The organism is Sulfitobacter donghicola DSW-25 = KCTC 12864 = JCM 14565, assembly GCF_000622405.1.
Classification (GTDB): Bacteria; Pseudomonadota; Alphaproteobacteria; order Rhodobacterales; family Rhodobacteraceae; genus Sulfitobacter; species Sulfitobacter donghicola.
The window spans coordinates 1,068,978-1,084,484 of record NZ_JASF01000005.1 but is presented as its reverse complement, the minus strand read 5'-3'; the positions used below and the strand labels follow the sequence as shown (position 1 = coordinate 1,084,484).

Annotated in this window: 10 protein-coding genes; 8 read left to right on the top strand and 2 right to left on the bottom strand. The window is 55.3% G+C overall.

From position 1 onward, the window contains the following. Positions 1 to 11: 11 nt before the first annotated feature. Together Z948_RS0106165 and Z948_RS0106160 are read left to right on the top strand one after the other, a co-directional pair. Positions 12 to 818 (top strand): enoyl-CoA hydratase/isomerase family protein, encoded by an 807-nt coding sequence (locus Z948_RS0106165; protein ID WP_025058697.1) that lies wholly within the window; start codon positions 12 to 14, stop codon positions 816 to 818. A gap of 37 nt (positions 819 to 855) precedes the next feature. Then, the gene (locus Z948_RS0106160) at positions 856 to 2,115 is read left to right on the top strand and encodes a benzoate/H(+) symporter BenE family transporter (protein WP_025058696.1); all 1,260 of its coding nucleotides are present in this window, start codon (positions 856 to 858) and stop codon (positions 2,113 to 2,115) included. Between the two features lie 265 nt (positions 2,116 to 2,380). Here Z948_RS0106160 and Z948_RS0106155 read toward each other — a convergent pair whose 3' ends face one another. After that, complete coding sequence (locus Z948_RS0106155) at positions 2,381 to 3,253, bottom strand: LysR family transcriptional regulator (RefSeq protein ID WP_025058695.1); 873 nt, start codon at positions 3,251 to 3,253, stop codon at positions 2,381 to 2,383. 160 nt (positions 3,254 to 3,413) lie between these two features. On the opposite strand from Z948_RS0106155, the gene Z948_RS0106150 reads away from it, so the two are divergent. Further along, on the top strand, positions 3,414 to 4,133 hold the full coding sequence (locus Z948_RS0106150; protein ID WP_025058694.1) for a putative quinol monooxygenase: 720 nt from the start codon (positions 3,414 to 3,416) through the stop codon (positions 4,131 to 4,133). 516 nt (positions 4,134 to 4,649) lie between these two features. Here Z948_RS0106150 and Z948_RS0106145 read toward each other — a convergent pair. Next, positions 4,650 to 6,533, bottom strand: a complete 1,884-nt coding sequence (locus Z948_RS0106145; protein WP_081784033.1) for a TniQ family protein — start codon at positions 6,531 to 6,533, stop codon at positions 4,650 to 4,652. 427 nt (positions 6,534 to 6,960) lie between these two features. Between Z948_RS0106145 and Z948_RS18400 the strand changes: the two genes are divergently transcribed. The 5 genes from Z948_RS18400 to Z948_RS0106120 all read left to right on the top strand — a co-directional run bounded on the left by Z948_RS18400 (position 6,961) and on the right by Z948_RS0106120 (position 15,484). Continuing rightward, positions 6,961 to 7,554, top strand: coding sequence for a DUF6634 family protein (locus Z948_RS18400; RefSeq protein WP_156023514.1), 594 nt, complete (start codon positions 6,961 to 6,963; stop codon positions 7,552 to 7,554). Between the two features lie 197 nt (positions 7,555 to 7,751). Next, positions 7,752 to 8,648: a metallophosphoesterase gene (locus tag Z948_RS18395; RefSeq protein WP_025058691.1), complete on the top strand. Its 897-nt coding sequence runs from the start codon at positions 7,752 to 7,754 to the stop codon at positions 8,646 to 8,648. A 399-nt stretch (positions 8,649 to 9,047) separates the two neighbouring features. Next, positions 9,048 to 11,081 carry a class I SAM-dependent DNA methyltransferase gene (locus Z948_RS0106130; RefSeq protein ID WP_025058690.1) on the top strand — a complete coding sequence of 678 codons (2,034 nt, stop codon included), beginning with the start codon at positions 9,048 to 9,050 and terminating at the stop codon, positions 11,079 to 11,081. Next, positions 11,078 to 12,232, top strand: coding sequence for a restriction endonuclease subunit S (locus Z948_RS0106125; protein ID WP_025058689.1), 1,155 nt, complete (start codon positions 11,078 to 11,080; stop codon positions 12,230 to 12,232). The genes Z948_RS0106130 and Z948_RS0106125 overlap by 4 nt, the downstream gene beginning before the upstream one ends. A gap of 15 nt (positions 12,233 to 12,247) precedes the next feature. Continuing rightward, a complete protein-coding gene (locus tag Z948_RS0106120) occupies positions 12,248 to 15,484 on the top strand; it encodes a type I restriction endonuclease subunit R (RefSeq protein ID WP_025058688.1) in 3,237 nt (1,078 codons plus the stop codon). Positions 15,485 to 15,507 lie beyond the last annotated feature (23 nt).

The window sequence follows — 15,507 nt, the reverse complement described above, 5'->3', positions numbered from 1 at the left end:
AAGATACTCCGATGACCGAGACAATGACCTTCTCCGATCCGCGCCTTTCCGAGCTCGACGGCTTCCATGTCCAGTTCGATGAAGCCAGCGAGCGCGCGGACATCATCCTCGCACGGCCGCCCTACAACGTGATCTCGATGGGAGCCCGCGATCAGCTCCGCCTCGTCTTCGAGGCACTCGATGAAGATGACCGCGTGCGTATCATCGTCGTCTCCGGCGAGGGTGAGCACTTTTCTTCCGGCGGCAATATCAAGGGCTTCCTCGAGGCCAGCCCAGAACATGTCTCGCATTTGGCATGGAACATAGCGGCTCCGGCACGCTGCTCCAAGCCGGTGATCGCCGCCAATCGCGGCTACACCTTCGGCGTCGGCTTCGAGCTGTCTCTGGCCTGCGATTTCCGCATCGTGTCCGAGACCTGCCGCTACGCGCTGCCCGAACAGAAGCTGGGCCAGATCCCCGGATCCGGTGGCTCCGCCCGGCTGCAGAAAATCGTCGGCGTGACGCGCACGAAGGACATCGTCATGCGCTCGAAGCGCATCAAGGGCCAACAGGCGCTGGACTGGGGCATCGCCACCGAATGCGTGCCCGATGGCGATCTCGAACAGGCGGTGACAGACCTCGTGAACGAGCTCCGCGAGTTTTCCCCGATGGCGCAGCGCACCGCGAAGAAGCTGCTGAACGACACCGACGACGCGCTTCTCAGCACAGCAATCGAGATGGAGGGGCTGAACTACAGCCGCCTGCGGCAATCGGAGGATTTCCGCGAGGGCGTCGAGGCCTTCCACGCCAAGCGCAAGCCCGCTTTCACCGGACGCTGAGATGGCCATGCAACCCCATTCAAGGGAGGAGACCCAGATGGAACGGACGGAAAAGACAAACTGGATCGAGAAAGGACCGGGCTTCGGCGCGGGCCTGTCGGGCCTGCGCGAGGCGCTGGGTATCAAGACCGCGAGCGCGGGACTGGTCGCGGCGATCTTCGGATGCTCGGGGCCGGCGCTGATCGTGATCGGCGCGGCCAACAATGGCGGCCTCTCCGAAGGCCAGACCGTGGCCTGGCTTCTGGCGATCTACGGCCTCGGCGGGCTGATAAGCCTGATCATGGCGCTCTACTACAAGCTGCCGGTGACGGGGGCCTATTCCATCCCAGGCGCGGCGCTCGTCGCCGGCGCGCTCGGCACCTTCCCGTTCGAACAGGCGGTCGGCGCCTTCCTGATGGCCGGCGCGATGGTCTTCGTGCTCGGCATCACCGGGCTCATCGGCAAGGTGATGCGCTGGCTTCCGATGCCCATCGTCATGGCGATGATCGCGGGGGCGCTCATTCGCTTCGGCATCGGCGCAGTCACCTCGATCGAAAAGCTGCCCATCGTCGTTGGCGCGGCAACCATCGCCTTCTTCCTGTCGATGCGGTTCCTGCGGGCCGTCCCACCGGTTCTGACCGCACTGATTGTGGGCCTTGTTGCGGTGGCCCTGACCGGAGGCTTCCAGGGAGGCGAGGCGGCAATCAGCTTCGTCGCGCCGGAATTCACCGCACCCGTCTTTACGATCGATGCCTTCCTCGCCATCGCCGTGCCGCTTGCCGTGCTGGTGATCGGGGCCGAGAATGCTCAGGCTATTGGGGTTCTCTACGCCGAGGGTTACCGCCCGCCGATCAACGCCATGACCGTGATCTCGGGCATCGGCGGCATGCTGGCGGGGGTCATCGGTGGGCATAACGCCAATATCGCGGGGCCCATGACAGCGATCTGTTCGTCCGATCAAGCGGGCGAAAATCCCGAGGGGCGCTATGCGGCCACGGTGCTGAACGGCGTGCTTTTCGCCGCCTTCGGGGTCTTCGCCGGGGTTGCGGTGCCGCTCATCATGGCGCTGCCCGGACCGCTGATCGGCGCAGTGGCGGGTTTGGCGATGATCACCGTCCTGCTGAGCGCGTTCCAATCCGCCTTCGACCGCAATGCGGGCTACCAGATCGGAGCCTTCGTCGCCCTGATCGTGGCGATGTCGAACGTGTCGTTCCTGAGCATCAGCGCGCCGTTTTGGGCACTGGTGGCGGGAGCCGCAGTTTCGGTGCTGAACGAGCGAGTCGTCAGGTCCCCGGCTGTTGGCAGTGCCGAGTCTTAAAGAACGGTGCTGGACTGTCAGATCGACTAAATGGGGGCAACAGTTATAGAACTGTGGCCCCCAAGTATGTATTCTTTGTAGCTGCCGTGATCCTGTTGAACTGGTGTAGCACTGCTACCCAACCTTGGATCGCCGGACGCTGGATTTTTCCGGCTCTTGCCGTTCGCCATCCAAGACCGGACGCGCGGCGGCGTGCCCACTAATGCTGGCTCAGAGCCCAAAATCCAGATGCTGCACGATGCGCGAATGTCGATTACCGATCTCACTACGCCGGCGTACGCGTCATCTCACGGATCAGATCATTTGTCTCCGGTCTCGTCGTTTGGTGCCGATATCGAAGGGCCAAAACAGCTCTTGATATTTCAAGACCATCGATGGGTTTCGACACCAAGCCCATGTCCGAAGGAATAGCGGTGGCCGGCAGGATCACCGCACCTGACCCTTGCCGAGCAAGTTCAACCAACCAATCCACGCGATTTGACCGATAGGCCGCGTAGAGTTCGTGACCATAATCCGCGCAAGTCCCGTGCAAAGCATCCCGCATTTCGCAATTTAGGCGGTCAAGCATGTCAGTTTTGGCAAGAGTCGAAAGAGAAATCGCATCCAGTTCAGACAACGGGTGCGACTTGGACACCACGACCTTGTAGTCCTCTTCATAGAGATGGTCTATACGATAGAGGTCTTCACTGACCTTCTCTGCGGTGACTACTACGTTAAATTCACCATCTCGCAGCCCGGCAAGAAGCTCGGAGGATGACGCAACGATCAGTTCGATTTCGGCTTGCGGCAATCGCGTACGAGTACGCTCCATAGCTGCCGAGATCCTGCTGTGGCCAATCGTTTCGCCGACACCGACAGAGATTGGAACCCGCTCCAGGCGCACATGACGGACTGCCTCTGCCTTGGCCTGTCGCGTCTCCTCGTGAACCTTCTGCAACCTCGGCTGCATGAGTTTTCCGAGGGCCGTAAGCCTGCATCCCGCACGGTCCCTGACAAAAAGGTCACCTCCAAGCTCGTCTTCAAGTTTCTTGATCGCAGTCGTCAAGGAAGGTTGGGAGACATTGGAGGCACTGGCCGCATGGGTGAAGTTTCGGTGCTCGCAGACAGCGAGAAAATACCTGATCTGGTTCATTTCCATCGCCGCATTCTCCGTCACATCTCAGTCTAGGCCATGAAAACAGCTTCGATAGCCCATGTCTATCAAAGAATAGAAGTTCGGAATTGGAGTCCGAGGCATCCGGCATGGGACAAGAGTGCATCGAAACCAAACACGATGAACTTCAAATCAGGAGACGACCATGAAAACGCAAATCCTTCAGACATTCGCCGCACTGGTTCTGATCACGACTTCTGCAACTGCACAGGACAACCCAATGGAAAATCACACTGCCAGCTACATCGCCATGCCCGCCGCCGAAGGCCAGACCGGAGCCTTCGCAGAGTTTCTGGCTGGTGCTGCACCTGTCGTGGAAGAAACAGAGCCGGGCACTGTCCTTTGGTTTGCTCTGCAAGCCGACGACACGTTCGCAATCTTTGACATCTTCGCAGATGAAGAAGCACGCGACGCTCACTTCTCAGGAGCAGTTGCTGCGGCTTTGAACCAAAACGCCGACGCGCTGGTCGACGGCGGATGGGACGACGGTGTTGTCGCGAAAATCAACAACTCCGATGTCCTGTCGATAAAGGCGCCGGTTGATCTCTACACGGCAACGACCGCAACTTACATCAAGCTCGAAGCTGCTCCAGGTAAAGGCCCCGAATTGGCAGCCTTGCTGACCGCCGCCGGCCCCATCGTCGCAGATACCGAACCCAAGACATTGTTCTGGGCGGCGCTGCAGATTGACGAAAATAACTTCGCCATCTTCGACATCTTTGCCGAAAACTCTGGCCGCGAAGCGCACTTTGCCGGACAAGTCGCCGGACTCCTGAATGAAAAGGCTTCCGAATTGGTCTCAGGCGGATGGGAAGACGGTGTGGTGGCAAACGTCGACAATTTCGACATTCTCGCTATCAAGTAATTTCGAGGTGGCTTGAGAAAGAAGTGCCCGGTGAAACCCATCGGGCGCTTTGCTGTTTGAATTTAGATTCACGCCAAAGCGGCCGTTCGAGTAACCGCAGCGAATTGGCCCTTTGTCCCGCGTCTCGATGGTCTGTGCTGCCAGCAGCGAAAGCGCGGTATGGGTTTGGGTCAGGTTGGCACCAGTGAACGACTGCTTCGGTGACACGCGTTGCATCGCAACAACAGACCTGCCGCATCTGCGAGAGGACGCTGCGTCAGCGAAGTCGGAAAAGTGAACGACGGTTCTGTCCGCCCTCTGTCAATTCGTGCAAGATGCGGCGAAGGGTCGGTCTGAAATCCACTGACGTCGGCATCAATGAATGGCTGCTTTCGCGACTTGGGCTGCATCGCAGCATGAAATCTGCTGCAACTGCGAGGAAATGCTGCGTTAGCAATAGCCGCGCGTGCATAAGGCCGCTTAGTCCGCACACCGGACCTCTGTGCAAAGTGCAGCGAAGGTCTCCTCTCCGCCCTTTTAAGATGAATCTTGCGTGATAGTCGTACCGAGAATGGCCTCAACGTCCTTACGAAGATAAATTTGTCCAAAATCTTGATGTTCTGGCCTGAAGGAGTCGACTCGAGCAGCTCGCAATTTCGCGAAGAGCGAACGCCGATGAACCCCGTACTCTTTCTCCATCGTCGCGCCAGTCAAAAAGCGCTTATGAAACGCTGCTGCGTCGGAAACCGAGACAAACGTCAGCTCACGGCCGGTCTTCGGATGTGGCAACCTCGTAGCTGGCGTATGCCCACCATGGAAAAGCGTCTCAAACCAACCACTTTCCCGAATACCGACTGATCGCCCAAAGGCAGCCGGCGACACGTGACCTTTTTGAGCTGCAAAGCTTTTGCGCTGCTGATGTTTTAAGGGGGCTATCGTATCAATTTCGAATTTCAGCACACAAAAGCCTGCATAGCCAACCACATCCGAGTATCGGCCAAGTTGAAGCTGGCCACTACGTGCAGCAGCGATTATCGCCCCCACCCCTACGTTGGATCGCTTCTTTGCCATTTGAACGGTTTCCCACCGATCGTCCGACGAGGAAACAGAACATGCCAAGGCGTCCAATTCTTCAACCAATTCTAAACCATCACCTATACGCCATGGCGACTTAATCGTGGATATGTCGATCCGAGGGACCAGAACCCCATCGGCTTCCAGCGATTTGAGCTGCGGCAACGTTGCACCCATCGCTTTGCGCATCTCGATTGGGCCAACCAAGGTGGGTATTTCGGCAAGCAATTCCGCATACATTTCCGCACTAAATGTACGTCGTGCAAGTGGTCGCGGGTCATTAACCTTGAAAGCACCAGCGTGAACCAAGAACTGCTCGAGGAGGAAAGGTCCGATCCCGGTTTCCTTGGAGGCTGTATGAATCGAGTGCAACTTACGTTCATGCTGAACGATTCCAAGCACTGCCTCTCCTGCTGCGACGGGCCAAATCGACAAGATACAGTCTCGTAATATACGCCTGAACGGAGCAAATGCTTGCTTGTCCAAGTATAGCGTATTCAAATCAGAATACAGCTGGCCGAAGGCCTTCTTGGCCTCATCGCCTCGACCATTAGCGTGAGCCGCCAGCGATTGAAGCGCGTCTTCTATTGCGATTTCGCCTTGGTGAGCGACGGCAAACCCTTTCGCTTGTGCCACGCGTGTTGTTGAGGCGAGGTCATCATCAGGTGTATCGTCAGCGCGTAAAAGTTCTGCGCCCAGTAACCGGCAAAAAATGGATGCTGCATAGACTGACTTGTCTGACAACCAAGTTGGGTCTCGGCTGGTTTCAAGGCGTTGATCCAGCCATAGATCATACTGCGAGGGTCTTTCGCAGGGAACGTCAAGTTTCCCACTCAGGATGTCAGGCAAGATCTCAGTCAGGCGAGCTGAATTGTCGTACCTTTCAGAAAGATTACTTCGTTCCCATAATTGGACCAAAAGATGTTCGTGCTCGACACACATACTGACCTCACGAAACTGCCAATCCCCGCGCATCGTCATCGCGCGCGCCGGAATTTTCAGATCGCTGTCAGCATCATTGCGAAGACAAACTGGACAGCCACGGATTGCCGCGTTGCGCAAAGAACGAGAGCCGATGATTTCATTGCGAAACTTGATTTGGACGTCTCCGGCTGCCTCACCGGTCCAAGACAAAAGTTCATTAATTTGTTCCGCCGTGAGACCTCCGCACTCAGCAAGGTCAATAATCGCCTGTTTTTCTTGTGAGACTATACGTTTGAAGGAGAAGCCCATATCCAGTGCGAAGTCGGCTATATTGACGCCATTTGTGGCTGCCAGGCGAGACAAATAAGATAGGTGTGTCTCTCTATGTTTTGGCGTTGGACGAAGGCGAAGGGGTTCTGGCATTAATATCTCACCGCAATTCTATAGTGGGACCTTATCCCTTCTTGGTGCGATACGATAACAAATGTCTATGATCGACGACACTTCGAAGTTCAGTCCGAAGCTTTCCTGGAACAGCCAGCTATTGCTATGAAGATGGCAAGATCAGCATTCCGCTCCAAGGACAGCTGCGCTTTGACCGGTGCGCTTGTTTTTTTCGCAAAGAGGCATATTGGTCGAAAGCCAATTGGGCACGGGCACTTGATCAAGCAGAAAAAGTATAGTCGTAACTCAAAATGGCCTCGGGAATCTTGCGAGTTCTGTTTTTCGCATTTAGAGAATTATTTCATGCACTTATATCATTGACAGGCGCAGAGCATCATTGTCAGTTTGGAGCAATGTTGATCATTGTCAGAGAAGGACTGCAGTGGAGCCGAACGCAGAAGATCTAATGGTACTCGATGTTCTGAGGCAATCCGATCCTGTCACATTTGCGACTGCCGACGGTAAATCTTACGCCCTGGCCGATTCAATACCGCGCAAGGTGCTCGATGCTTTCGAGACACTGACCCCTTCGATACAATATGTCAAAGCACGCGATGCGTGGTGCTTGACGGCCGGTGATTGGTTTTCTTTCAGAGAGCGGCTGATCGTCAAGCTTATGAAGCGGATGGCTATCCGTTCCCTCGAACTGGCCATTACTGGGCCGTCGCCAGATGATCTTGCGCACGCGCCGGTGTTGGAACCCTGGATCGCAATCCGGGATCCTCAGTGCGGTGGGGCCATCCTGATCGGCAGGCAAGCAGGGCATCCGACGGTACAAGTCCCTTTGATAAGCACGTCAAGACTTTGCGGTATCGATGCTGAGAGGACGTGGGCTCGGACCGCGTCGAGATGGTATAAGCTGGGTGATCCAATTTCGGCAGATAGTCTTTTTGAGGGGTTGGGACTCAAAGCGGCCAGATTAGCACATCTTGCGCTTGAGTTCTGGCAGGTGCAGGCCCTGATCGCCGAGGACCAGATGTATGAGGGGCTCAGAGATTAATGAAGTTAGGGCAAACGTCCTGATCCACTTTAAGCTGTGCCGACAGTGGATGACTGGTTCGATTTTTGAAAGGAAGGTTTTATCTTGACCACATATCGCAGCAGGCCACGTGGTATTTGCGTTTATCTCGACGAAAGCCTCCTGACAGAGCATCACGTCCCGCCCGAACGGGATTACGAAATGACCGGAATTAATCCATGACTATTGAGATGAAATTCAGCTCATATTCGCTGCCTTGGCGAGACCTTCCAGGCCTTCTACCAGAAAATGTCGAAGTGTTCGCCATCGGTGACATTCACGGTCAAGCTGATCTGCTTGAACGGGTTCTCGAAGAAATCAGGCACACGCCGCGGAATGGCGCAGCACGGCATTTGGTTTTCCTTGGTGATTTAATTGATCGTGGCCCCTCATCGATCCGCGCTGTTGATCTTGCTATGCGAGGTGCCGCGCTTGCAAAAGCTGACGTGTTGCACGTGCTGCCGGGCAATCATGATCTGGCTCTCCACTTCGGCCTGTTATCTGAGAACTTGCTATCGCTCTGGATTTCCGGTGGCGGAAAGACGGTTCTTTCTGAGATGGGCATTTCTGAGGAAGCCCATACGACTTTGGAAATACAAGGAGAGCTCCGGAAGATGTTGCATCCTGATTACCTTGAGCTGATGGCAGATGGCCCGACCTTCCTGCAACTGGGCGATCTACTTTTTGTGCATGCAGGAGTACATCCACACGGTGATATCCCAGAATTCTTGGATCAGGATCGCTTCTTCATAGGAGAAGATTATCACTGGGCTACGATCCGGTACCCCTTTTTGTCGCATCGGGAGGGGTGGGACCTGCGAGATCCTGATCCGGAACGTCGTGAAGAGAAACGTACAGTGATTGTGCATGGTCATACGCCTGCGCTGCGCAGCGTTATTGCCATCGATGCGGATCTTGAAATCTGTGACGGGGTAGAGAGCCACCGTACCATCGCTCTCGATATCGGGGCGGCCTACAGACCACAGCTGGGCTACGCACATATTCGGTCCAGAGGGGATCAGGCTGAGGTGCGGATTCACGCGGTGAAGGGGGGTGCTCCTGAAAGCGTGCTGTGAAGTACAAGATATCATCTCGAAATACGGGTACACCAAGTTCAAAATCAGTGAATCCTGCCGATCTTCAGATGTGAATAATCACATTCTTATCAGCATATTGTCAGTATTTTGGCACATGTCGTGCCGATACTGCTTGCCGATGTTCTACCGCAATTTGCGGGAGTTCTCCGCGCTCGTGATGATAAGGCTGAAGTACAGATTTATGCCGCGATAGACGAACTTATTGGCGATGTGCTGCGATGCAAAGATTGTGGTCTCGACATGCCGTCATGCTGACAAAAAGTTTCTGGCCAATGCCACAGTATTTGAGAAAGCAGCACCGAAGCAAAACCCATTCTGGCACTGCCACACGGTTTCCATGTAGAGGTACAGAACGAAGAAAACAGTCGGAGCATAGCATTGGAACATATTGGCAATCTGGAAAAACGTTTGTGGTCCTCAGCAGACGTTCTGCGGTCCACGTCCAATTTCGCCAGCAATGAGTATTTCATGCCTGTTATGGGGCTGATCTTCCTGCGTCATGCCTGCTCGCGCTATCTGAAAGTCCGCAATGAAATCCTCCCTACGCTGCCAAGCCGCGGCGGCGTCGTGCGTGACTTGACGAAGGCAGATTTCTCCAGCCGCAGTGCGATCTTCCTTCGGCCTGAAGCGCAGTTTGATTACCTTGTCAGCTTGCCTGAGGATCAAAGCCCGTCCACTGCTGTCATTCACGCGATGGAGACGATCGAGGAGGATTATGAAAGCCTCGCGGGCTTGCTGCCTAAGCAAGAGTATACAGAGCTGGATGATGATGCACTGCGTCAGGTCCTGCGCATCTTTAACGACCCCGCGCTGCAAAAGGCGGATGGCGATGTCTTCGGGCGCATCTATGAGTATTTCCTGACCCAGTTCGCAGACCAGAAGGCGCATGACAACGGCGAATTCTTCACGCCGATCAGTATCGTGGAAACGATCGTCAACATCATCGAGCCGAAGCGCGGCAAGATCATCGACCCTGCTTGTGGATCAGGGGGCATGTTTGTGCAATCAGCGCATTTCGTTGAGGCGATGAAGGCCAGTCCGAATGATGAGCTGACCTTCTACGGGATGGAGAAGAACCCGACCACGCTGCGGCTGGCCAAGATGAACCTCGCGGTCCACGGGCTTGATGGCGATATCCAAAAGGCAATCAGCTACTATGAGGACCCGCACAAGGATCAGGGGCCGTTTGACTATGTCATGGCCAATCCGCCCTTCAACGTGGACGAGATCGACGCGGAGAAGATGAAAGACGATCCGCGCTTGGAGTTCGGCCTGCCGGGTGTGAACAAAGGCGGCAAGGTGTCGAACGGCAACTACGTCTGGATGTCCTTCTTCCACGCCTATCTGTCGCCGCGCGGGCGTGCGGGGATTGTGATGTCGTCGCAGGCGTCCTCGGCAGGTGGGCAAGAGGCGAAGGTGCGCGAGGCGATGGTCAAGTCGGGCGACATCGACATCATGTGCGCGATCAGGGGCAACTTTTTCTATACCCGCACGGTGCCTTGTGAAATCTGGTTCATGGACAAGGGCAAGCCGGAGCACCTGCGCGACAAGGTGCTGATGCTGGATGCGCGCAATGTGTTCCGCAAGGTGACGCGCAAGATTTTCGACTTCTCGCCTGAGCAGATGAAGAACCTGACGTCGATTGTCTGGTTGTATCGTGGGCAGGAAGATCGGTTCGCGGGGCTGGTACAGGAGTATTTGGCCACGGCGCGGGATGAGGCGCAGGCGGCGGATTTTGCAGCGCTTGAGGCGGCGTTTGACGCGGCGCAGGCCTATCTGGGCAAACATACTGATACGGCTGAGATGCAGGCGGGGCTGGCAAAGCTGAAAACGGATGCGGCGGCTTTTGTGTCCGCGTCGGTGGCACTGGCGGTGCCCGCGGGGGATGTGGCGGCACTGACGCAGGTGCAGGCGGCGATGCAGCCTGTGGCGGATCAGGCCAAGGCGCTGATCAAGGAAATCGACCATCTGGCGAAGCTGGCGCAAAAGGCGCAGGAGGCGGCTGTGGCTGGCGGAGAGAAAGCGGCGGAGGGCAAGAAGCTGTTGGCGGTGATTGCCAGCGCTCGCGTGCCGCTGACGGGTGATCCAGATGTGCAGCTGAGCGTGACCGGCACGTTGAAACGCGCGCGGTATTTCGAGGGGCAGGCGGAGTGGCTGCTGTCTCGCTTTCCTGACGGTACGCTGCGCGATGTGGAGGGGCTGGTCAAACTGGTGGGGCAGGAGGAGCTGGCCGCCAATGACTACAGCCTGACACCGGGACGCTATGTGGGCGTTGCACCAGAGGTGGAGGATGAGGGTTTTGATTTCGATGAGACCATCAAGGACATCCATCTGGAGATCGACGTTCTGAATGCAGAGGCGGTGGAGCTGGCCGAGACGATCGCAAAGAACTTTGAAGAGTTGATTGTATGAGTTGGGAAACTCATAAGCTGGCCGAAATTGCGTCATTCAAGACTGGAAAGCTCAATTCAAACGCTGCTGTTTTGGATGGGGAGTTCCCATTTTTCACCTGCGCACAAGAAACTTTTCAGATTGATAAATACGCCTTTGACACAGAAGCTGTTCTGCTGGCTGGGAATAATGCAAATGGTGTATTTGCCCTCAAACACTACAATGGTCGGTTCAATGCGTATCAGCGAACTTATATCCTTGAGACCCTTGATCCAGAACGGCTGAATACTCGCTTTTTGTATTTCGCCCTCAGGCCAGCTTTGAAAAGATTCGAGAGTGAATCCATAGGTGCCACAACGCAGTATCTGACCAAAGGCATACTTGATAACTTTAAGATCAAGGTTCCCGACCTTCCCGCTCAAAAACGCATTGCCGAGGTCCTTTCGGCCTATGACGACCTGATCGAGAACAACCGGCGGCGGATTGCGTTGTTGGAGCAGGCCGCAAGGTTGCTCTACCGTGAATGGTTCGTCCATTTCCGCTTTCCCGGCCATGAGACAGTAGAGTTTGTCGATGGGCTGCCGGAGGGGTGGGGTGTAAAATTGTTTTCCGATGTCTGTGAAACAATTGGGGGCGGTACGCCTTCGACGAAGGTGGCGTCCTATTGGGACGATGGCGATGTCCCATGGATCACGCCCACGGATATCACCCGTAATGACTGTTTGACCTTGCTGGACGGGGCAAAGAGAATAACCAAAGAAGGGTTAAAGAACTCTTCGGCAAAGATGGTGCCGCCGCATACAATACTTATGACCAGTCGGGCTTCGGTTGGGTTTTTTGGCATCGCTGACAAAGAAGTTTGCACCAACCAAGGTTTCATCAACATCATACCGAATGATGAGGCAATGCGTTTCTATCTGCTCTTCAACTTGTTGCATCGTGTGGAGGAAATCAGGGCGCATGCGGGCGGTTCGACCTATACCGAGATCAGCAAGAGCAAGTTTCGCGCCCTTTCTGTCGTCGTGCCTGCCCCCGATATGGTTGAGAAGTTTGATACAAAGGTCAGAGTGATGATTGAGCAAATAAGATCATTGAAGAAAAGCACTGAGCAACTCACCAAGGCCCGTGATCTCCTCCTCCCGCGACTTATGGATGGACGTCTTCCCGTATAAGTATAATCTGTTGATATGAATGATTTTACCGAGGACCAGTTGGTCCAGACCACCATGGCCGATTACCTGCGTGACGAGCACGGCTGGCGCTCTGTCATGGCGTGGAACCGTGAGACGTTCGGGATTGAGGGCACGCTCGGGCGTAAGTCGGATAAGGATGTGGTGCTGACGCGCTATCTGTCCGAAGCGTTGGTGCGGCTGAACCCTGATTTGCCTGATGTGGCGTATAAACAAGCGCTGCGCGAAATAACCGATATCTTCGGTTCCCAATCCTTGATCCGCATCAATCAGGATAAATACCATCTGATCCGCGACGGGGTGCGGGTGAAGTTCCGCCAGAACGGCGAGCAGAAGACCCTCCGCCTGCGTGTGTTCGATTACGATGACCCCGAGAATAACGATTTCCTTTGTGTGCGCGAGATGTGGATACGCGGCTATGCCCACCGGCGGCGCGCGGATATCATCGGTTTCGTCAACGGGTTGCCGCTGATGTTTTGCGAGCTGAAACGCCCCGACAAGGATTTGAAGCGGGCCTACGCCGAGAACCTCAGCGATTACAAAGACACGGTCCCGCATCTGTTCCATTTCAACGCGCTGGTTATTCTGGGCAATGGGGGCGAGGCCAAGATGGGCTCGATCACCGCCGATTATGAGCATTTCGCGGACTGGCTGAAGCTGGACGAGCGCGACCGCCGCGATGACATGCTGCCGATGGAGGCGTTGCTGAAGGTCGTCTGCGACAAGCGGCGGTTTCTGGATCTGTTCGAGAATTTCATTCTGTTTGCCGATACGGCCAGCGGGCCAGCAAAGATCCTTGCGAAAAACCATCAATACCTCGGCGTGAACCGCGCTGTGGAGGCCGTGGAGCGGCGCGAAAGCCTCAAGGGCAAGCTGGGCGTGTTCTGGCATACCCAAGGGTCGGGCAAGTCGTTCTCGATGGCGCTGTTCACGCAGAAGGTGCATCGCAAGCTGGGGGGCGATTATACCTTTGTGGTGCTGACGGACCGAACCGATTTGGACAATCAGATTTACAAGACGTTCGCCTCGGTCGGGTTGGCGAACAACGACAAGGACCCGTGCCGCGCCGGATCAGCGGCAGGTTTGCGTGATCTGCTGGGTAAACAGAAGAAGGTCGTCTTTGCGATGATCCAGAAGTTCACGGATGCGGAGGCCGAAGGCGGCGTGTATTCCGACCGTGACAACGTAATCGTCATGACGGACGAAGCGCACCGCACGCAATATGGCACGCTGGCGCTGAACATGCGCAAAGGGTTGCCCAACGCCAGCTTCATTGGGTTCACCGGAACGCCGCTGTTCGGCAATGACGAAGTGACCAAGCAGGTGTTTGGCGAATATCTCTCCACCTACGATTTTCAGGATGCGATCCTTGATGGCGCGACCTTGCCGCTGTTCTACGATGCACGGGGCGACAAGCTTCAGGTTGCGGGTGAGGGGCTGAACGAAAAGCTGGCGGCGGCGATTGCGGATGCGGAGATTGACGACCCGAATGTTGCGGCAAAGCTGTCGGATGATCTGAAGCGTGAGTACCATGTCGTGACGGCCGAGCCGCGTTTGCAGCATGTGGCCAAGGATTTCGCATCCCATTTTTCCACAAACTGGGAAAGCGGCAAGGCCATGTATGTGGCCATCGACAAGATCACAGCTGTGCGGATGTATGAGTACATCAAAACCGCGTGGGCCGTGCGCATTGAGGCGCTTGAGGCCGAGCTGAAGACCGTTGGTGATGATCAGGAAAAGGTCATCCGCAGCCAGCAGATCGAATGGATGCGCGAGACCGAGGTTGCCGTCGTCGTGAGTGACGAACAGGGCGAGGTGAAAAGGTTCGCGGACTGGGGCTTGGACATCATCCCGCACCGCAAGCTGATGAAAGATGGCTTCACGGTCAAAGAGACCGTGGGCGGACGTGAGATAGAGAAGCGGTTGGATGTTGAGACTGCGTTCAAGCGTGATGACCATCCGTTTCGTATCGTTATCGTCTGTGCGATGTGGCTGACTGGTTTTGATGTGCCTTCGCTCTCTACGCTGTATCTGGACAAGCCGTTGCAGGCGCACACCCTGATGCAGGCAATCGCGCGCGCGAACCGTGTGAAAGAGGGCAAGAACAACGGCCTGATCGTGGACTACTGCGGCATCCTGAAAAACCTGCGCAAAGCGCTGGCCACATTTGCCGGGCATACGGGCGAGGGACCTGTGGGAGGGCCTGGCGAGGCACCCGAAGTTGATCCGTTGAACCCTGATGACAAACTGCTCAGCGAGCTGGCAGAGGCCATCGGACTGGTGCGCGAGCGGCTGACTGCGGAAGGGTATGACCTTGATCGGATGAAAGACGCGTCTGGTTTTAATAAGCTGAAGGCTTTGCAGGATGCGAAAGAGCTGATCAACACGAATGACGAGACGCGCAAAGGATTTGAGATTGCCTGTCGCGCCGTGTTTCGCAAATACAAAGCATGCCTGACGTTTGAGCGTGTCGAGACCTTTAAGGCCGACTATCAGGCGATCAACTACATTTACAGCTCTCTTCAGGACGACAAGGCTGACGCTGATACGGCGGCCATCATTCAACAACTGAACGCAATCGTCGCGGAAGCTATCGATATAAAGGCAGACCGGGAGGAGGATCGGATTTTCGACATCTCTAAGGTGAATTTTGAGATGCTCCGGAAGGAATTTGCAAAAAGCGAGCGGAAGGCCGGCGACGTGCAAGACCTTCGCAGTGTCTTGCAAAAGCGCCTCGCGAAAATGCTTGCGGCAAATCCCACGCTGAATGACTTTCAGGAAAGGTTTGATGAGATCATCGCCGAATATAACAAGGAAAAAGACAAGAATACGATCGAAGCAACTTTTGAAGCGCTGATGCGGCTTACGGCCGAGATGGAGGGCGAAACACAAGCGCATGTCGCATTGGGGCTTACTGCTGATCAAAAGCCTGTCTTCGACCTCCTGGTACAAGAAGACCTTTCGAAAGAAGAGATCAAGCAAATCAAGTCTGCATCGGCCACGCTGCTGAAATCGATCCAACGCAAGATAGAAGCTGTCCAAGACGTTTTTGAAAAGCAGAGTACGCGGGACGGACTTCGGCAAGAAATTTACGACCTTCTATATGATGAAAGAACGGGTTTGCCGCCCTCAAAATACAATGAGGATGCATTGGACGTGAAAACCGATGCATTGTTTCAGTTCTTTGAGAATTCCCAGCATGGTCTTTCTCGAATGAGCGAGTCGATGGTGTGACGGGCCAAAGAGTGAATATGAGC

Bases quoted from the DNA above. Each gene is read 5' to 3' on its own strand.
- Z948_RS0106165 (WP_025058697.1), top strand. From the start codon at position 12: ATGACCGAGACAATGACCTTCTCCGATCCGCGCCTTTCCGAGCTCGAC.
- Z948_RS0106160 (WP_025058696.1), top strand. From the start codon at position 856: ATGGAACGGACGGAAAAGACAAACTGGATCGAGAAAGGACCGGGCTTC.
- Z948_RS0106155 (WP_025058695.1), bottom strand. From the start codon at position 3,253: ATGGAAATGAACCAGATCAGGTATTTTCTCGCTGTCTGCGAGCACCGA.
- Z948_RS0106150 (WP_025058694.1), top strand. From the start codon at position 3,414: ATGAAAACGCAAATCCTTCAGACATTCGCCGCACTGGTTCTGATCACG.
- Z948_RS0106145 (WP_081784033.1), bottom strand. From the start codon at position 6,533: ATGCCAGAACCCCTTCGCCTTCGTCCAACGCCAAAACATAGAGAGACA.
- Z948_RS18400 (WP_156023514.1), top strand. From the start codon at position 6,961: ATGGTACTCGATGTTCTGAGGCAATCCGATCCTGTCACATTTGCGACT.
- Z948_RS18395 (WP_025058691.1), top strand. From the start codon at position 7,752: ATGACTATTGAGATGAAATTCAGCTCATATTCGCTGCCTTGGCGAGAC.
- Z948_RS0106125 (WP_025058689.1), top strand. From the start codon at position 11,078: ATGAGTTGGGAAACTCATAAGCTGGCCGAAATTGCGTCATTCAAGACT.
- Z948_RS0106120 (WP_025058688.1), top strand. From the start codon at position 12,248: ATGAATGATTTTACCGAGGACCAGTTGGTCCAGACCACCATGGCCGAT.